The sequence below is a fragment of the Pseudarthrobacter sp. Hb11 genome, assembly GCF_059383655.1.
In genome coordinates, this window is record NZ_JBWZCM010000003.1 from 144,193 (window position 1) to 162,252 (window position 18,060).

Annotated in this window: 11 protein-coding genes; 4 read left to right on the forward strand and 7 right to left on the reverse strand. The window is 63.1% G+C overall.

Annotated elements, in window-relative coordinates; translation table 11 throughout:
• The first annotated feature begins 158 nt into the window (after nt 1–158).
• On the forward strand, nt 159–1,370 hold the full coding sequence (locus AC50X7_RS07270) for a benzoate/H(+) symporter BenE family transporter (protein WP_494978383.1): 1,212 nt from the start codon (nt 159–161) through the stop codon (nt 1,368–1,370).
• A gap of 364 nt (nt 1,371–1,734) precedes the next feature.
• On the opposite strand, the gene arfA is transcribed toward AC50X7_RS07270, so the two are convergent.
• The 4 genes from arfA to AC50X7_RS07290 all read right to left on the reverse strand — a co-directional run bounded on the left by arfA (nt 1,735) and on the right by AC50X7_RS07290 (nt 6,670).
• On the reverse strand, nt 1,735–3,312 hold the full coding sequence (gene arfA, locus AC50X7_RS07275) for an arabinosylfuranosidase ArfA (RefSeq protein WP_494978384.1): 1,578 nt from the start codon (nt 3,310–3,312) through the stop codon (nt 1,735–1,737).
• Between the two features lie 46 nt (nt 3,313–3,358).
• Entirely contained in the window at nt 3,359–4,288 is a 930-nt protein-coding gene (locus AC50X7_RS07280; RefSeq protein ID WP_494978385.1) for a carbohydrate ABC transporter permease, read from the reverse strand.
• Nucleotides 4,288–5,226, reverse strand: a complete 939-nt coding sequence (locus tag AC50X7_RS07285; protein ID WP_494978386.1) for a carbohydrate ABC transporter permease — start codon at nt 5,224–5,226, stop codon at nt 4,288–4,290. The genes AC50X7_RS07280 and AC50X7_RS07285 overlap by 1 nt, the downstream gene beginning before the upstream one ends.
• Before the next feature lie 79 nt (nt 5,227–5,305).
• Nucleotides 5,306–6,670, reverse strand: coding sequence for an ABC transporter substrate-binding protein (locus AC50X7_RS07290; protein ID WP_494978387.1), 1,365 nt, complete (start codon nt 6,668–6,670; stop codon nt 5,306–5,308).
• Nucleotides 6,671–6,981: 311 nt separating this feature from the next.
• On the opposite strand from AC50X7_RS07290, the gene AC50X7_RS07295 reads away from it, so the two are divergent.
• The 3 genes from AC50X7_RS07295 (at nt 6,982) to katG (ending at nt 12,265) form a co-directional block, all read left to right on the forward strand.
• Nucleotides 6,982–8,031, forward strand: coding sequence for a LacI family DNA-binding transcriptional regulator (locus tag AC50X7_RS07295; RefSeq protein ID WP_494978388.1), 1,050 nt, complete (start codon nt 6,982–6,984; stop codon nt 8,029–8,031).
• Between the two features lie 337 nt (nt 8,032–8,368).
• The gene (locus AC50X7_RS07300; RefSeq protein WP_494978389.1) at nt 8,369–9,772 is read left to right on the forward strand and encodes an MFS transporter; all 1,404 of its coding nucleotides are present in this window, start codon (nt 8,369–8,371) and stop codon (nt 9,770–9,772) included.
• A 198-nt stretch (nt 9,773–9,970) separates the two neighbouring features.
• Nucleotides 9,971–12,265 (forward strand): catalase/peroxidase HPI, encoded by a 2,295-nt coding sequence (gene katG / locus AC50X7_RS07305; protein ID WP_494978390.1) that lies wholly within the window; start codon nt 9,971–9,973, stop codon nt 12,263–12,265.
• A 127-nt stretch (nt 12,266–12,392) separates the two neighbouring features.
• Here the strand turns inward: katG and AC50X7_RS07310 are convergent, their stop codons facing one another.
• The 3 genes from AC50X7_RS07310 to AC50X7_RS07320 all read right to left on the reverse strand — a co-directional run bounded on the left by AC50X7_RS07310 (nt 12,393) and on the right by AC50X7_RS07320 (nt 18,016).
• Nucleotides 12,393–14,759 (reverse strand): multicopper oxidase domain-containing protein, encoded by a 2,367-nt coding sequence (locus AC50X7_RS07310; RefSeq protein WP_494978391.1) that lies wholly within the window; start codon nt 14,757–14,759, stop codon nt 12,393–12,395.
• A 405-nt stretch (nt 14,760–15,164) separates the two neighbouring features.
• Complete coding sequence (gene rlmN, locus AC50X7_RS07315; RefSeq protein WP_494978392.1) at nt 15,165–16,403, reverse strand: dual-specificity RNA methyltransferase RlmN; 1,239 nt, start codon at nt 16,401–16,403, stop codon at nt 15,165–15,167.
• Between the two features lie 269 nt (nt 16,404–16,672).
• Nucleotides 16,673–18,016, reverse strand: a complete 1,344-nt coding sequence (locus tag AC50X7_RS07320; RefSeq protein ID WP_494978393.1) for a GntP family permease — start codon at nt 18,014–18,016, stop codon at nt 16,673–16,675.
• Nucleotides 18,017–18,060 lie beyond the last annotated feature (44 nt).

Here is an 18,060-nt window from a genome sequence, read left to right on the forward strand (position 1 = left end):
ACCCCGGGGCGCTTGTGTTTTTGCCGATGCCGTCAGGAGCCAGAATGCCCCGATTCCGCCGGAGCCCGCCCGCAATACCGCTCGCGGCAACCCCAGAGGTGCCAGGCCCGCAGCCGCTGCTGGAGCGTCCCGGGCGTCGCCCAGCAGGAGTTCGCCAGTTGCTGCGTGACCTCGGTCTGCCCTATATCTCCAACGGGGTTATCGGCCTCGTCTTCACCGCCTCAGGCCCCATCGCGGTCACCCTGGCCGTTGGCGCGGCAGGCGGACTTACGCAGGGACAACTCGCATCCTGGGTCTTCGGCATCCTCTTCTCCGGCGGCGCAGCGACCCTCATCATGTCGCTCCTCTACCGCCAGCCCCTGGGCTTCGCCTGGTCCATTCCCGGTACGGTGCTCCTCGGTCCGTCGCTGCAGCACCTGTCCTTTGCCGAAGTGGTGGGAGCGTTCTTTACCTCGGGTGTGCTCATCCTCGCGCTGGGTGCCACCGGCGTGGTCCGCAAGATTATGGCCATGGTTCCCATGCCGATTGTCATGGCGATGGTTGCCGCCGTGTTCCTGAGGTTCGGCACAGACATCGTTGCCTCGACGCAGGCAAACCCCGCCATCGCCGCGCCGATGGTGGGAGCATTCCTGGTCCTGGCCGCCGTACCCGCCCTCGGAAGGTTCCTTCCGCCCGTGCTTGGCACCCTTGTGGCAGGGTGCCTGGCCGTGGCGGTTAGCGGACAGTTCCAGCCCGTGGAAGCCGGACCACTCCTGGCCGCCCCGGTCTTCACCCCGCCCGAGTTCACCTGGGCTGCCCAGGTGGAGTTGGTTGTTCCCCTTGCGCTCACCGTGCTGTTCGTTCAGAATGGCCAGGGTATCGCCGTACTCCGGGCCGCCGGCCATCAGCCCCCAGTCAACGTTTTTGCAATTGCGTCGGGCGCCTTCTCCGTGGTGAATGCCGGATTCGGCGCCGTCTCGGCCTGCGTGACCGGACCCACCAACGCGCTACTAACGTCCTCAGGAAGTAAGGAGCGCCAGTACGCCGCCGCCGTGGCGTACGGTGTCCTGGCCTTGGCCTTCGCCGCCCTCGCTCCCACCCTTACCCGGCTGATGCTCGCAACGCCCAAGGAATTTGTGCTCGCTCTGGGCGGCATCGCGATGTTGCGGGCCCTCCAACAGGCCTTCGTCACTGCGTTCGCCACCGCTTTCACCCTGGGGTCACTGGTGACGTTTGTGGTGACCCTCTCCGGCTTGGATCTTTTCAATATCCACGCCGCCTTTTGGGGCCTCATCATTGGCTGCACGCTGTCCCGGCTGCTGGAACGAGCGGATTATCCCCAATCTCGATGCCTTAAAGAATCGGCGGGCAATGCAGCCAGGTCAGTGTGACTTCCCACCCGTGCGGCCCCGGGTCCGCAGGTCCATAATGACCGCAGTTGGCCCTCCCGGCGCGAGGTCAATCAGGGCCCGGGTGAGCGGATTGGCCAACGTTGTCTCCACTGCAGAACGCACGCCCCGGCCGCCGAAAATTGAGGTTGCCCAACGCTGACTTGGTGCGGCGGAGCCCCTTTCGAAGCCGGGGATTTCGACAGGACCGCTGGCGGCCTGTCAGTGATCACCGGTGCGCTGTCCGAGGCAGAGTGCGAGGTGGTCCTCAGCACGACGTTGATGACCATCAGGTGTTCTTCGGGCGCGGGGTTCGTGCGGCGACCGTGACGGCGAGGGCTTGGCGTTCAACGTCGGCAAGTTCGGATCATTCCGCACCTGAGGCCAAAATGTTATGCCGTTGGCTTACCAATGCCACTGCTGTCCAGGAGACAGGCGGCAGTGTCACCATCAGGATGCCCTGGGCCAACTTCGCCGTCGGGTTCGACCTAAGTGTCACCCGATCCGGGTCGTCCTTCGTGTTCCTTGCGTATACGTCCGGATCGGAAATCATGTGGGATTCAATTAGCGACAGATCTCCAAGCGTTGCCAGGTTCACGGTGACCGTGATGGCGTCGCTGACTGATCGGTTGACGAGGAAGACCGCGGCACGTCCGCTGTCAGCATCATGCGTAGCCCCGGCATCCACTAACGGCACCCTGCCGAGTTCATCAGTGTCGTACTGGTCGCTTTCCACACGGATGTCGAGGGCGACGCCGACAGCGAGCCTGGACGTGACAGCGAACGGATAGAAGGTGGTTTGCCGCCAGGCGGAACCGCCGGGTTCCGTGGTAATCGGCGCAATGACGTTCACAAGCATCGACATGGAGGCTGAGGTGACGCGGTCTGCGTGTCGAAGCAGGGAGATGAGCAGCCCACCAACCACCACCGCATCGGCTACGGAGTAGACGTCTTCGGCAAGCCGGGGGGCCTCAGGCCAATCGTTCCCTTCGATCTCGTCCGTCCGATAGAACCGATCCGCCTGACGCGGGAACTGCCGAAGATTATCGCCAAGGTACCAAACATTCCATTCATCGAATGAGATATTGAGTGTCTTCCCGCTGCGCTTGGCGGCTTTGACGTAGTCAGCGGTGGCGATAACCGTGTCCAGATAACGATCCATCTTCACTGGTGCGGCCAGGAAGGAACCGAGGTCGCCGTTCTTCTCCTCGTAGTAGCCGTGGCAGGAGATATAGTCCACGTCGTCGTAGGTGTGCTCGAGGACCACGCGGTCCCAGTGGGGAAAGGTGGGCATCGTAGGGTGCGAGGAGCCGGATGCGACGAGTTCCACCTGGGGGTCCAACTGCCGGAGCGCTTTGGCAGTGCGTGAGGCTTTCTTGGCGTAGTCATCTGCCGGCGAGTGGCCCAGCTGCCATGGGCCGTCCATTTCGTTGCCGAGGTACCACATTTTGATGCCGAAGGGGTTCGTCCGGCCGTTTGCGATCCGTTCTTCAGCAAGTGTGGATCCCTTTTGAATGTTCGCGTACTCGACCACTTGCAGGCTGTCCCTCGTGTCCGCGGTACCAAGATTCATCGCGTACATGAGCTCACCGCCCACTTTGTCCACCCAGGAGGCGAACTCGTGCAAACCCACCTGGTTCGTTTCGGTGGCCCGCCAGGCCAGGTTGAGCCGGCGGGGACGCTGGTCTTTGGGCCCGATGCCATCCCTCCAGTCGAAACCCGAGACGAAGTTGCCGCCCGGGTAGCGGATGCCTGTAACACCCAATTCCCTGACGAGCTCGATGACGTCCTGGCGGAAGCCCTCCTGGTCGGCTGTGGGGTGGCCCGGCTCGTATATGCCGGTGTACACAGCCCGTCCCATGTGCTCAATAAAGGACCCGAAAAGCCTGCGGTTGATGGGGCCGACGACGAAATTTGGATCGAGAGTCACACGGGCCGTGGCCATACTGCTCCTTCATGTTGGTGGGCGGGACGTTCCAAAGGTGCTGTTGCTACTTGAGGCTGCCGACCGACAGCCCGCCCTGCCAGTACTTCTGCAGCATGAGGAAGGCGATGATGAGCGGTATCACGGAGATCAGCGACCCGCTCGTTACCAGGTTCCATATGAGGCTGTTCGCGGTGGCGGAGTTGGACTGAACCTGCCAGGCATTGAGCCCCACGGTGACGGGAAGCAACGTCGGGTCCGAGATCATCGCGAGCGGCAGGAAGTAGTTGTTCCACCCGCCCACCACCGAAAGCAGCAGCACCGTCACCACCGCCGGGCGCATCAGCGGCAGCGCGATGGTGGCAAACGTCCTGAGTTCCCCGGAGCCATCCACACGGGCAGCATCGAGCAGCTCGTCCGGGATTGAATCCTGAACGTAGACGCGCATGAGGTATACGCCGAACGGGCTCAGCAGCGATGGGAGGATCACCGCCCAGATCGTGTTCGTGAGGCCGAGGTTATTGAACAGCACGTATGTCGGGATGACGAGTGCCGTCGCCGGGACCATTACTGACGCCAGGAGGATCATGAAGCTGACCGCGCGACCACGGAAACGGTATTTTGCAAACGCGTAGCCTGCCAGTACGGCGAGAATCGTGGCGCCGACCCCTCCGGCAATCGCATACAGGAACGAGTTCCCGAGCCAACGCAGGTAGATGCCGTTGTTGTACGTCACAAGTTGGGCGATGTTGTCGAACAGGGCAAAGTTCCGGTCAAACCAAAGAGGTCCTCCCGTTCCTGCGAACAGCCCTTGGGTGCTCTTGGTTCCCGCAACGATCAGCCACCACATCGGAAGAAGGAAATAAAGGGAAACGGCGACGAGGAGAAGGTGCAAGCCGACCGACTTGCCGCGCCGCCCCGTACTGGGGTTCCCGCTTTTCTTCCGGTGGACCGCGGGCGTGGGCTTGTCGAGGAGTGGTGCAGGTGAAGTTGTCATCAGCGGAGTCCGCTCTTTTTGCGAGTGGCGATCAGGAAAAGGATGGAGGCGATGAAGACCATGAGTCCGAGTGCGAAGGAGATAGCCGACGCATAGTTGAACTGCTGGTACGAGAACGCCAGGTTGTATGCATAAAGGTTGGGGGTATAGGCAGCGTCGATTGCGTTGCCGGCGAGGGGCGCGAGCACCTGTGGCTCGGTAAAGAATTGCAGCGTTCCGATCAGCGCGAAGACTATTGTCAGCACGAGCGATGACGCGATGATCGGAACCTTGATCTGCAGGGCGGTTTGCAGTTTGGATGCTCCGTCTATCCGCGCCGCCTCGTAGATGGACGTGTCGATGGACTGCAGCGACGCGTAAATGATGATCATGTAGTAGCCCGTCCACTGCCACGTCACGATGTTGGTCAGTGACCAGAAGATCGAATCCCGGCTTAGCATGTCCGGCGCCTGCACGCTTAGGAAATCGAAGAACGACACCAACGGGCCGAACGACGGGCTGTACAGGAATCCCCACATCAGAGCTCCGATCACGCCAGGGATAGCGTACGGCGCGAAGATGAGGAGCCGCGAGAAACGGGACAACCTTGTCTTGACGTCGTCGAGGATCAGTGCGAACAAGAGAGCCAGCCCGATCTGCAATGGCACGAAGACGACGGCGAACGCCGCAACCCGCACCATTCCAGAAAGGAAGCGTTGGTCCTTGAACGCCGCGATGTAGTTCGCCAGCCCTGCGAACTTCTCGCCCGCCGCCAGAGTGTTGGTATGCAGGCTCATCCAAAACGCGTAGACAAGCGGCAGGACGAGGAATACCAGAAACACGATCGCGAACGGAGCAAGAAAAATCCACCCGAATCGCGCGTTTTTCCGCTCCAGACTGAGTCCCCTCTTAATGACGGGGGGCCGGGTTGGCTTCTGCAGTTGTGAGGTGGTGGACATGTGTCACTTCCTTGGGACGCAAATGGGAGGACTTTCTGTGCGGGCGGGCGAGATGCTCCCCCGCCCGCACAGGGCTAGCTCATTTCAGGGTGAAACCCTGTTCAGTGGCGTAGGTCTCCAGTGATTTCTGGAGCTGGTCTACCGCTTCAGGTGCCGATATGTTGCCGGCGATCGCCTCGGAAAGCAGGCGTTGCGATTCGTCGTAGTAGTACTGCGAGAACGGTGAGAAGGTCACGCCCTCGTACTCAATGGCGGCTTTACCGAAGACCTCTTTGTTGAGCTTCTGGCCACCATAAAATTCGTACGGACGGTCCTGGAAATAGTCGGACTCGATCATCTCCGGGTAGGCCAGGAAGAGCCCGCCCACCTCGACCCCGAGTTTCTTGTTCTCTTCCGGAGCATAGAGCTCAGCTGCCACCTTCGTGGCCAGTGCCGCATCGTCCGCCTGGGTGGTGACGGCCAGCGTGCTGCCGCCCCAGTTCACCTGTTTGGGGTTGGCTGCGTCCCACTGCGGGACCGGAGCCGCACGCCACACGGCATCCGGATCCCCGTCCTGGAAGGCGGGAATATGGATGCTGTACCAAGAGGGGTAGATCGCAGTGGCGTACCGGCCGCCGCCAAGACCTGTACTGAACTCTGGGGTCCACGCCTGATCAGTGCCAACGAGGCCGCGATCGACCATGTCGAGCCAGTACTCGTAGACCTTCTTGCTGGCCTCGTCATTGTGGTTGATGCTGATTTCGGTCGGATTGCCGTTGTCGAATATGAAGGGTACGGCACCCGCCTGGTCGAGCAACGCATAATGCTGGCCCTGGCCGTTGGGCGCGAAGTTGCCAATGAGAGTCTTTCCGCCGGTCGCTTTGCTCAGCTTCTCGGCAGCGGCCTCGTACTCGGCCCAAGTGGTCGGAATCTTGATGCCATGCTTTTCGAAGATGTCCTGCCGGTACCACATCCCGACTGGCCCAAGGTCGACGGGTACGGCGTAGACGCCTGCGCCGCTGGAAACGTCGCGCCAAGCGCCCGCCGTGAAGTTGTCTTTGTACTTCTCGATCCCGTGCTCGGTCATGTCCACCAACCCGCCTTGGATCAGGAAACTGTTCAGCCAGTCGTACTCAACCTGGACGATATCGGGCGCACCCGACTTGGACTGCAGCGACGTGGAGAGCTTGGTGTAGGCATCGGCTCCCTGGCCGGCGTTCGTCCAGCAGATCTGTACGTCGTCATGGCTTTCGTTGAAGTTGTCCACAGTTTGTGCTGTGTCCTCGAACCAGCCCCAGTAAGTAACAACGGGGACGTTCTGCACCTTGATCTCATTGGTGCAGTTCGTTTTGCTCGCACCGGCGCCGCTTGCGGCACCGCCACCGTTGTTACCGGTACAGCCAATCAGTGTCACAGCCAGTGCCGTGGTCATCCCCGCGGCAAGCAGGGTTTTTTTCATAGTCATTGTGTTGCTGGTCCTTTCGCGGTGCAAAGACACCGTTGTCGGCGGCATATGGGAGCCGCAGTTGCTGCGAGAGAAATGCGCTTCTTCTGACGCGTTCCTTCTTCCCGGTCCACGTCGGTACGACACAAGCCGGTGGTTATTTTCGAAAACTGTTGCGAAACGCTTTAGGCAATAGTGATTGTTAGCGCTAACCATGTCAAGGTTTTTATTCGACCCCGGTCCATTTGAGGCCAAGGCCGCCGCCTCGGTGGAGCCCGAACCCTGCTACGGTTTCCTCAGGCGTTTCGAAAATGAGGACGAGGACTCAACGCATGTCACCCGAAGGATCCCGAAGGAGGGGCGCAGCCAATGGTCGGCCGACGATCACCGAAATCGCTGCAAAAATCGGTGTCTCCGCCCCCTCCGTCTCCAAGGTGCTCAACGGACGCTCGGATGTCGCACCGGCAACAAGGCTGAAGATTGAAAAGGCGCTTCAGGAACACAACTACCAGCGCCACGTAAGCCAGACCGGAACTCCTTCCGCGCCGCTGGTGGAGTTGGTGTTCCACGAACTTGACTCCGCATGGTCCATCGAGATCATTCGCGGCGTGGAGAACGCCGCCCGGCGGATCGGGCTCGGAGTGGTGCTGTCGGACCTGGGCGGACAGCGCAGTCCGCAGCCACGCTGGATGGAGGAAGTCCTCGCCCGGCGCCCGCTCGGCGTGATCCTGGTTCTTTCAGCCCTGACACCCGAACAGCGACGCCAATTCGATACTCGAGGCATCCGTTACGTTGTCCTCGATACAGACGGTGAACCTCCCAGCAATGTTCCCGCTGTCGGATCCAACAACTGGTACGGCGGCCTTTCGGCCACGCGCCATCTACTGTCCCTGGGTCACCGCCGGATCGCCATTATCTCCGGACCGGAAGACGTGTTGTGCTCGCGCGCCCGCGTGGATGGCTACCGGGCAGCGCATGCGGAAGCCGGCGTTCCACTGCTCGAGGACGCCATCCGGTGGAGCGACTTCTCGGTGGCGGGCGGGTTTGAGCACGGCACTGCCCTCCTTACGCGCACTGAAAGGCCAACGGCCATCTTCGCCGGCTCGGACATGCAGGCGCTCGGGGTGCTACGTGCCGCACGCGAAAACAATTTAGAAGTCCCCCGCAGCCTGTCCATCGTCGGATACGACGACCTCCCCCTCGCAGCCTTGGTCGCCCCGTCCCTCACTACCATCCACCAGCCACTCACGGAGATGGCAGAAACGGCTGTCCGAATGGTTCTCGATATTGCGCGCGGCACCGACCCCCACCCCCGCAGCGTCGAACTCGCCACGGAGCTGGTTGTCCGCGAGAGCAGTGGCCCGGTACCCCAAGAACCCTAACCCTCGGCTCCCGGCCGCTCCCGCCCTCCGAAGCCGCAGCCTGGTGGGAAACCAGGGGCGAACTAACAACACGACCCAGCTGCGGGGTTCCCTTAGAACCACTCTCAAAGCATGGCGATCGGCGATCTCGGCCCTCATCCCGGGTCCCACACGGGTGAAAACTGTAGTTCGGACCTCCCCGCAGTCCCACATTGACGTAACCGGCGTCACGGCCCTAAGATTAATGAATCGATTCAAGGGCGAGGGCTTTCCCGCCTTGGGACCGTCAAGATCACCTTGACCATCCGGAACAGAAGAGATCCGGTTCCTTGCCAATGACGACGAAGGAATTCATCGAATGAGCACCATCCCCGGTGAAAGCAGCCCCATCCCCGACGCGAGCGCGGGCCGGCGGGACCCGAAGAAGGCCGCCATGAGCGGCTGGATCGGAAGCGCCCTTGAGTACTACGATTTCGCGCTCTACTCGCTGGCCGCAACGCTTATCTTCCCCGCAATCTTCTTCCCGTCCGAGAACAAGACCGTGGCCATCATCGCCTCGCTCGCGACGTACGCAGTGGGTTACGTTTCCCGTCCCATTGGCGCCATCGTCCTGGGCGCATACGGCGACCGGCACGGGCGCAAGCAGGTGCTCGTCTTTGCCATGCTGCTGATGGGCTTCGCGACTTTCGCCGTCGGCCTCCTGCCCACGTACGGACAGGTAGGTGCCCTGGCACCGATCCTTTTGGTGATCCTCCGCCTGATCCAGGGCTTCGCCGTCGCCGGTGAACTGGGCGGAGCCAGCGCGATGATCGTGGAGCACTCCCCCGACGCTAAGCGCGGATTCTTCGCAAGCTTCAGCCTTCAGGGGACGCAGGTGGGCTCCATCCTTGCCACCGCCGTGCTGCTTCCCCTCGCAGCTATCCTCCCCGCGGACCAGTTCCAGTCCTGGGGCTGGCGCATCCCATTCCTGCTCAGCGCCTTCGTTATCCTGGCCGGCTACATCATCCGCCGCCGCGTGCAGGAGCCGCCGGCATACCTGGCGCAGACTGAAACGGGCAAGGCGAAGCCCCGATTCCCCCTCGTTGACCTCGTCCGCAGCCATCCCTGGGTCCTGGTCCGCTGCGTCATCATGACGTTCACCAACGTAATCGGCATGGCAACGCTCATCTTCGGTGTCTCCTACGCCACCCAGGAGGGCTACGGCAACGGCTTCACCAGCAGCGAATTCCTCTGGGTGACCCTCATTGCCAACGTGGCCGCAGTGGTGACCATCCCGCTGTTCGGCGCACTGTCCGACAAGATCGGCCGGCGGATGCTGATGGTCGCCGGCGGCCTCGGCGGCGGCGTACTGGCCGGCGGATACCTGTGGGCCATCGAGCAGGGCAGCCTGGCCCTGGTCTTCGTCTGCATCGTGATCGTCCAGGGCATCTTCTTCCAGATGTGGAACGCCACCTTCGCCACATTCTTCCAGGAGCAGTTCCCCATGCGGATCCGCGTCACCGGGTTCGCCGTGTCGCAGAACCTGGGCCTGATGATCGCGTCCTTCTTCCCGAGCATGTTCACCGCGGTCGCTCCCCCGGGATCCACCAACGTCCCCATGGTCATCGGTCTGACCACGTTCGGCATCTGTGCCGTCGCGGCGCTGGCCACCCTCCTGTCCCCCGACACCAGGGGCAAGTCGCTTGATGACCTTGAGGCGCACAAGGCCGGCACCGAATCTGCAGAGCCCGCCGTTGCGCGGGAAAGCGTGACGGCGAGCTGACTGAGCAACATGGGTGGGCCACCTTGAGTGGCACCAAGGGCCAAGCGGGCGACGGCGGCACCCCCCTCCTTCGTCCGCTTTCGTTTCGCCTCGGCAACCAAGAGGAGTGTCTCCACGGGCTCCCGCTCATGGTTACATAGGAGGGTTGAACCGGCCGCCCGAGTCCGACCACGGCCTCGGCCACATGGAAGGAAGCACATGACCGATCCCCAGGAACATCCCCCGGTTCCCACCCCCGGAAGCGCCCAAGGCCTGGACCAGAAGGTTGAGGGCGGATGCCCGGTGGCCCACGGCAGCGTGACCTCGCACGGCAGCGAGAGTGAGAACCCGGCGATCGACTCGCCACAGCCCAAGGGGCACCGGCCGCGGACCGTCGCCGACTGGTGGCCCAACCAGCTGGACCTCTCCGTGCTCCACTCCCACAACCCCGCGGGCAACCCGCTCGGCTCCACCTTCAGCTACTCCGACGAGTTCCAGAAGCTCGACGTCGAGGCGCTCAAGCAGGACATCATCGAGGTCCTCACCACCTCCCAGGATTGGTGGCCCGCGGACTTCGGCCACTACGGCGGCCTGATGATCCGGCTCAGCTGGCACGCGGCCGGCACCTACCGTGTGCACGATGGCCGCGGCGGGGCAGGGGACGGCAGCCAGCGGTTCGCACCGCTGAACAGCTGGCCGGACAACGCCAACCTGGACAAGGCCCGGCGCCTGCTGTGGCCGGTGAAGCAGAAGTACGGCCAGAAGCTGTCCTGGGCAGACCTGCTGGTCCTCGCAGGCAACGTCTCCCTCGAATCCATGGGCTTCAAGACGTTCGGCTTCGCTTTTGGCCGCGAGGACGTGTGGGAACCTGAGGAGATTTTCTGGGGACCGGAGGACACGTGGCTCGGCGACGAACGCTACATTGGCGAAGGCCAGATGTCCGAGGAGGTCGGCTCCACGGAAATGGGTCTGATCTACGTCAATCCCGAGGGGCCCATGGGCAATCCGGATCCCAAACTGGCAGCCTCCTTTATCCGTGAAACCTTCAAGCGGATGGCTATGAACGACGAAGAGACCTTCGCCTTGATCGCCGGGGGCCACACGTTCGGCAAGACCCATGGCGCCGGTGACGCGGACGCCCACGTCGGTCCCGAACCGGAAGGCGAGGACCTCGAGGCGCAGGGCCTGGGCTGGCTGAGCACCTACGGCAGCGGTAAGGGGGCGGACACGATCACCTCCGGCCTCGAGGTCACCTGGACGGACAAGCCCACCCAGTGGAGCAACCGCTTCCTGGAGATCCTGTTCGAGTACGAGTGGGAGCTGGTCAAGAGCCCCGCCGGCGCCCACCAGTGGGTGGCCAAGGACGCTCCGGCGATTATCCCGGACGCGCACGACCCGGAGAAGAAGCACCGGCCCACGATGCTGACGACCGACCTGTCACTGCGCTTCGACCCCGTCTACGAGGAAATTGGGCGTCGGTTCCTGGAGAACCCGGACCAGTTCCAGCTCGCCTTCGCGAAGGCCTGGTACAAGCTGCTGCACCGTGACATGGGACCTGTCGGTCCGCACATGCTGGGGCCGTGGGTGCCGGAGGCCCAGCTTTGGCAGGATCCGGTTCCGGCTGTGGACCACGAGCTGATCAGTGAGCAGGACATTGCCTCGCTGAAGGCATCGCTTTTGGACTCGGGGCTGTCGGTCGCGCAGCTCGCAACCACCGCATGGGCCTCCGCGTCCACCTACCGCAAGACCGACAGGCGCGGCGGCGCCAATGGTGCACGGATCCGGCTGGAACCACAGCGCGGCTGGGAGGTCAACGAACCTGAGCAGCTGTCCACGGCGTTGCAGGCGATTGAGCGCGTGCAGCAGCAGTTCAACTCCGCGCAGGCCAACGGCAAGAAGGTTTCGCTGGCCGACCTGATCGTCCTCGGCGGCTGCGCCTCTGTGGAGAAAGCCGCGGACGACGCCGGGTTCCCCGTTACCGTGCCGTTCCGCCCGGGACGCACCGATGCCGCCCAGGAACAAACCGACGTCGAGCAGTTCCAGTACCTGCAGCCGCGGGCTGACGGGTTCCGCAACTACGTTCGCCCCGGCGGGAAGCTCCAGCCGGAGACCCTCCTGCTGGACAAGGCGTACCTGCTGGACCTTTCCGCACCGGAGATGACAGCGCTCGTTGGCGGCATGCGCGCGCTCGGGACCAACGTGGGCGGCTCGGCCCACGGGGTCCTCACCGACAAGCCTGGAGTCCTCACGAACGACTTCTTCGTCAACCTGCTGTCCCCGGGCACCAAGTGGAAGGTATCGGAGGCGGAGGAGAACGTCTACGAGATCACGGACGTCACCACCGGCGAGCTGAAGTGGACCGCCACACCGGTGGACCTGGTCTTCGGTTCCAACTCCCAGCTCCGGGCCATCGCCGAGGTCTACGCGAGCGACGACGGCCGGGAGAAGTTCGTCAACGACTTCGTGGCAGCCTGGGTCAAGGTCATGGAGCTGGACCGGTTCGACCTGCGCTGATCTCCTCGTACTGAGTGACGGGCTCCGGGCCGGCTGCATCTTGCGGCCGGCCCGGAGCCGTCTCAACTAATGGGCAGCTGCTGATTCGCGACCAGAAGTCGGAGAGACGGAGCACCCTCGGCAGTGTTCATGCCGCGGTAACGGCCACAGTGCGGGTCGCGAGAACCTGGCCGGTGATCCAGTGCAGGAAATCGATGGCGATGGTGTACTTCCCAGCGGTAGGAGGACGCAGCAGGAAATCGAACTTCTCCGCCGCCCCGGACTTGATGATGCTGGTCATCAATGGCTGCCCTGCCGAGGACGGCGGAACGGCCGGCCCTGTGGGGCTGGGGGTGTTCCAAAACGGACGGCCATCGTGCCCCACCAGTTCGGCGATGGCCACCGCCTTTCCGGCGGCATCGAGGAACCGCGTGCGGGTGGGGAAGTAGTCCACGTTCACCATCCGCACCAAGGTAGGAGCCTTTTTGCCGGCCACCACGTTCGCCTTCATTGCAGAGACGGCCCAGACCCGGTCGCCCCGGGGCCGGGCCGGTATGACGCCGCCGAGCAGGAAGAAGTGCCGGGGCTGGAAGCGGTTAAGGCCCGCGTCCTCACCTGACAGGCCCGCTGCGTGGTTCAATTCATGCCATCGCGGATCCACTGAATACGGGGCGATCAGCGTTTCCGTGGCGATGTCATAGAGGGGACCGTTGAACGAGTGACGGCGGGTTCCCGGGTTAACCGGTTTTGCCGGGTTTGCGGCGGGGTCCACGATCACCGCTCCAAACATGCCCATTTGCACATGGAGGGGTGTGTTGACGTGGCAGTGGTAGAAGTACGTTCCCGCCGCGCCGCGGTTCGGGTTGCCCGGTTCTGCGGCGTCCGGCCGCCACTGGTATGTGTAATGTCCCGACACTTCGAAGGACGTGTGGCCCACGCCGTCGTTTCGGGGATCCGGTTCCAGTCCGTGCCAATGGATGGTGTGGACCTTTTTGCTGGGCTTGATGGTGGCGTGGAAAATCTGCCCTTCCATAACCCGCACAACCGGCCCCGGCAGCTGCCGTCCTGACTTGTCGTTCTCAAAGCTCCACACCTCGTGCTCAGAGCCGTCGGGAAAGTCGAGTTCCCTGCTGAAGAAATCCATTTCGACCGAAACGTTTGGGCGGAGGAGGAATTCGGTTTCAGGGCTGCCCTCATGCGGCTGGTCCGAAGCGAAGTCCACCTGGCTCCGGAACGTGTGGTGCGCCTCGTCCTCCACCGTTTCCGGCAGTCCGGGCTCCGGGATAGGTTTTGCGGCCAGCACCCAGTCGGACATTAGGCCACCGGGGTAAAGGCCACCTGCGGCTGTCTGTGACGGTTCGGCGTGGCAGTGCATGGGGTACTTCCAGTCCTCGGTCCTGGCATCCCACACTTCGTCAATGACTTCAGGCGGACGCCGGACCGGCAGCATTGCTTCCTTGGTTTCAAGCGGCTGCAGCTGGACTGTGTCCTCCCACTGCTGAAGGATGACGTCGCCTTCAGGGCTGACCCTGCCACCGGTACGGGGGAAGTCCAGGCCGTTGGCCCGCACCGTCCACACATGGTTCCCGTGGTAGTGCAGCTGGTGATCTACTATGCCGGCGTTGACCATTCTCACGAGCTGCCCCGTGCGGACTGCACCAGGCTGCGGAGACGCGCTGAAGTTCCGCACATCTGTTTCCCTGGGGAAGCCCGAGGGGAGCGTGTCCTCCTCCCGGTGCTCGTTGAACACCTCGTCGGTAGTGAGGGCAAGCGCCTGGAAGCCGGAGTAGTCGTTGAGCGTAAAGTACCGTGGCACGGCAGGGGTGGTGGCAGGATTGACAGCTTGACCCTTGGAGGCAATGCGCGCCCAGTTCGGTTCCACATCGTGGCACAGCCACAACCACTGCCGCTCGAACTCCGCGCCAGTAGGGCTAAGGCGCCACGCATATCGAGGATCAATGACAACCAAGGCACCGTACAGGCCCAAGGTTCTTTCGACTGGCTCGTTTCCGGGGTCTGAGAACAAGTACGTGCCGGGCGCGGGGGCCACGAATTTCACTTCTTTTCTTTGCCCCGGGTTGACGATTCCGCTGCTGACGTCTCCCCTGGGCCCACCGGCAGTGGCCGCCGCACGGGCACCGTGAAAGCGCAGTTCGTGTGGTTGGGACAAGTTGTTGTGGAGCAGGATGCTGACGGTACTGCCGGTTTCGGCAATGAGCGTCCGCTGCGGGAAGTAGCTGGCCCAGTGGGCGCGCCGGGGCAGAAACTGGCGCTCGAACTGCGGGTCCTCCCGCAAGGGCTGCGGCCGTCCGAAAGGAGGCAGAGGGGCATTGAGGGGGTAGTAGCGGCTGGCTTTGACCGCACCGGCGGCCGTAAAGACGTGCGGGTTCATCTTCAGTGCGGGATTCGCGTCCGTTGTCCGGGTAGCCCTGTCGCCGAACCCCCGGTGGTAAACCAGCGATCCGTCCACCATGGGAAGGAACCCATCGTTGATGTACATGTTCAGCGGGCTCATGAGAAGGCCTCCATCGTGGTGACCGGCGCTCCGCCAGTCATCTTGCCAAACTGGCGGCGGTCTAATGGTTTCTTGAGGGCGGCGGCGTGCAGAAAATTCATGACCACTCCGAACTGTTTGCTGGGGGTACGGCCAACATAGGCAATTCGAGTTATAAAAACCTTGAACTTTTCCCGGGTTAACCTCACGGAGCTATTTCCCTGCAATCCGCCCCTGGCGGTACATGTCCCTCTGTCTGCCGAAAACGGGCATGCCAACGGCGCAGGGGAGGCGGGTGCACGTCGAAAATCGGGTACGCGAGGAGCAGCCCGCCATGGAGGCATTGGCCGGAGCGCGCCAAGTGCTCATCCGCACTAAAGGATGCCGCCGCCGTCGTACGATCCGCGCAGCCGGCAGCCGCGCTCGTTAGTCGGCGGCAGCCAGCTGCCCGCAGGCCCCGTCGATCTCCTTGCCGCGCGTGTCGCGCAGGGTGCAAGGCACCCCGGCGGCGCGGAGCCGCTCGATGAACTCCTGCGCCACCGGCTTTTCCGAGGCGGTCCAAATGGAGCCCGGCGTCGGGTTGAGCGGGATCGGGTTCACGTGCACCCAGCCGCGGCCGCGCTGGTTCAGCTTCTTGGCCAGCAAGTCTGCACGCCAAGGATGGTCGTTCATGTCCTTGATCAGCGCGTACTCGATGCTGACCCGGCGGCCCGTCTTGCGGTAGTAGTTGTAGGCCGCGTCGAGCGCCTCGTCCACCTTCCACCGGTTGTTGACCGGGATCAGCTCGTCGCGGAGCTCGTCGTCGGGAGCGTGCAGGGACAGCGCAAAGGTGACCGGCAGGTCCTCCTCCGCAAGCTTGCGGATGGCAGGGACCAGGCCCACCGTGGAGACCGTAATGTTCCGGGCAGACATGCCCAGGCCCTCTGGCGAGGGGTCCACAAAGCGGTGGAGGGCGGCCATCACCCGCTTGTAGTTGGCCAGCGGCTCGCCCATGCCCATAAAGACGATGTTGGTGACCCGCTCGCCGTCGTGCTCGTTCTCGCCCAGCTCGCCGGCCGCGATGGCGCGGTTCGCAGCAACTACTTGGTCAACGATCTCCGCGGTGGACATGTTGCGGGTCAGCCCGGCCTGGCCGGTGGCGCAGAAGGGGCAGTTCATCCCGCAGCCGGCCTGCGAGGAGACGCAGAGGGTGATGCGGCCGGGGTAGCGCATGAGCACGGACTCCACCAGCGCGCCGTCGAAGAGCCGCCAGAGGAACTTGATGGTGTCCCCCTTGTCAGTCCGGAGGCGGCGGACCTCAGTGAGCAGCGGCGGGAACATTTGGGAGACAAGCTCTTCGCGTCCGGCCTTTGGCAAATCGCTCATGGCTTCCGGGTCAGTGGTCCAGTGCTGGAAGTAATGCGTGGAGAGCTGCTTGGCCCGGAAGGCAGGGACGCCAAGCTCCTTCAGCTTCTCGGCACGCTCGGCCAGGGTCAGGTCGGCCAGGTGCGTCGGCGGCTGCTTGACCCGCGGGGACGCGAACTGGAGCAGCGGACGGCCCTCGACAGTACGCGCCTGCTCCCAGCCCTCGGCAGTCGGGAGGACCTGCGGGCGGGTGCTATCGGCCGACGCACCGCCCGGTTGGCGGGCGCGGGCGGTTTCAGAGGAAGGAGTGGGGGAAGTCATCCTTGCTATTGTCCCATGCCGGTTTTCACTTTGGGGAATCGGGGCACTATGATGCCGCTATCACCCCAGCCGGCTCGTCGTGGTGGAAGGCAACCAGCTCGTCGGGCTGCTCGCCATGAACGACATCCTCGCCCGACTCATGGAAGAACCAACGTGACCTTCACCCGGCTGCCCTGACCAGGACACCGGCACGGGACACTTTTCGTCCGGACTGAACGAGGACTCACCTAAAGGGCGGTGTTCTCATTTGGGAATCACGCACCCCCGTCCTATGCGATGAGGGCCACTGCCATAACCATCGGCAGCGAGACCACCGAGGCGATCGAAGTGACCATCGTGAGCGTCTTGAACGTCCCTTGAGTGGACAGTCCGAGCAGTGACTTGAACATCCAGAAGAAGTTGCTGTTGACCTGAAGAGCGAACATGGCACCCGAAGCGATGGCCAGGCCGATGACGATCGGCGGGACATCGATCGACCCGAGCACCGGGCCGATGATCCCGGCGGCCGCGATGGCCGCCACCGACACGGACCCGATGGCCAGGTGCAGCACCGCGGCGATGACCCATGCGAGCAGGATGCTGAGAATGACCGGCGCCGTTGCGTCCGCGGTGAAGAGGCCGGCCAGGATCGTGTCAAGCCCGGTCTCCCCGATGACCGCGCCCAACGATCCGCCGATGCCGGTGATGAGCAGGATCTCACCGGTGGTGTGGAAACCTTCGCTCATGGCCGTGTCGGTACCCTTCGCGCCAAGAGTGCGCCGGCAAAGCACGTAGGCACCGAGCAGACCGACGAACAGCGCGAAGTTAGCGTTACCGAGGAAGGCAATGAAGTCGTTGGAGAAACCGAACAGGTCCGCGAACGCGCCAAAGGCGATCATCACCAGCGGCACGAGAATAGGCAGCATGCAGACGAACAGCGGAGGAGTCCTGGTGTCCTTCTCGACCAGTTCAGTGGTCTCCAGTTCGACCATCGCCTCGTCGACTTCTTCATCCCTGTCCGCTTTCCAATATCGGCCGCGCAGGAGCCAACGGAAGATCAAGGTTGTCGCGATCGCGGTCAACGGCCCGAGTACGAGGCCGTAGATCAGCCAAAGGCCTAACGGGATGTCCATCAAGCCCGCGATGGAGACCGCGGCCAGTCCCGGGATCACGAAAACGTAGCCGGCGAAAATACCGGTCCCGAGCGCACCGGCCATGTGCGGCAAACCGGTCCGGCCGATCAGGGGGCCGGTGGAGCGCGCCACCGGAGAGGCCAGCACGACCTGCACGTCCACGTATATCGAGGGGAAAATTGTTGACATCGCCGCGGTCAACGCGTATGGGAGCCTGCGTGCGCCGACACCGTTGACAAGCATCGTCACCATTTTCCCAAAGGCGCCGATCGCATGGAGCATCGCCCCGATGAGCACACCGAAACCGATGAGCAGGCCTACCTCGCCCATGATTTCGCCGAAACCAGTGGCGATCGCCCCAATCGTGGCCGTGAAACCAACGCCGGTAGCGAGGCCGAGGTAGAGCGAGCCGATGATCAGCGAGATCACCGGGTCGACCTTCACCTTGATGATAAGCAGGATGATGACGACGATGGCTATCGCGGTGTGAAGGGCGATCATGGCCTGCTCCTGCCGATACGGGGAAGGGCGGGTTCCTTCGGCGC

Excerpts from the sequence above, each read along its gene's own strand:
- arfA (WP_494978384.1), bottom strand. The coding sequence starts at position 3,312 with ATGGCCACGGCCCGTGTGACTCTCGATCCAAATTTCGTCGTCGGCCCC.
- AC50X7_RS07280 (WP_494978385.1), bottom strand. The coding sequence starts at position 4,288 with ATGACAACTTCACCTGCACCACTCCTCGACAAGCCCACGCCCGCGGTC.
- AC50X7_RS07285 (WP_494978386.1), bottom strand. The coding sequence starts at position 5,226 with ATGTCCACCACCTCACAACTGCAGAAGCCAACCCGGCCCCCCGTCATT.
- AC50X7_RS07290 (WP_494978387.1), bottom strand. The coding sequence starts at position 6,670 with ATGACTATGAAAAAAACCCTGCTTGCCGCGGGGATGACCACGGCACTG.
- AC50X7_RS07295 (WP_494978388.1), top strand. The coding sequence starts at position 6,982 with ATGTCACCCGAAGGATCCCGAAGGAGGGGCGCAGCCAATGGTCGGCCG.
- AC50X7_RS07300 (WP_494978389.1), top strand. The coding sequence starts at position 8,369 with ATGAGCACCATCCCCGGTGAAAGCAGCCCCATCCCCGACGCGAGCGCG.
- katG (WP_494978390.1), top strand. The coding sequence starts at position 9,971 with ATGACCGATCCCCAGGAACATCCCCCGGTTCCCACCCCCGGAAGCGCC.
- AC50X7_RS07310 (WP_494978391.1), bottom strand. The coding sequence starts at position 14,759 with ATGAGCCCGCTGAACATGTACATCAACGATGGGTTCCTTCCCATGGTG.
- rlmN (WP_494978392.1), bottom strand. The coding sequence starts at position 16,403 with ATGACTTCCCCCACTCCTTCCTCTGAAACCGCCCGCGCCCGCCAACCG.
- AC50X7_RS07320 (WP_494978393.1), bottom strand. The coding sequence starts at position 18,016 with ATGATCGCCCTTCACACCGCGATAGCCATCGTCGTCATCATCCTGCTT.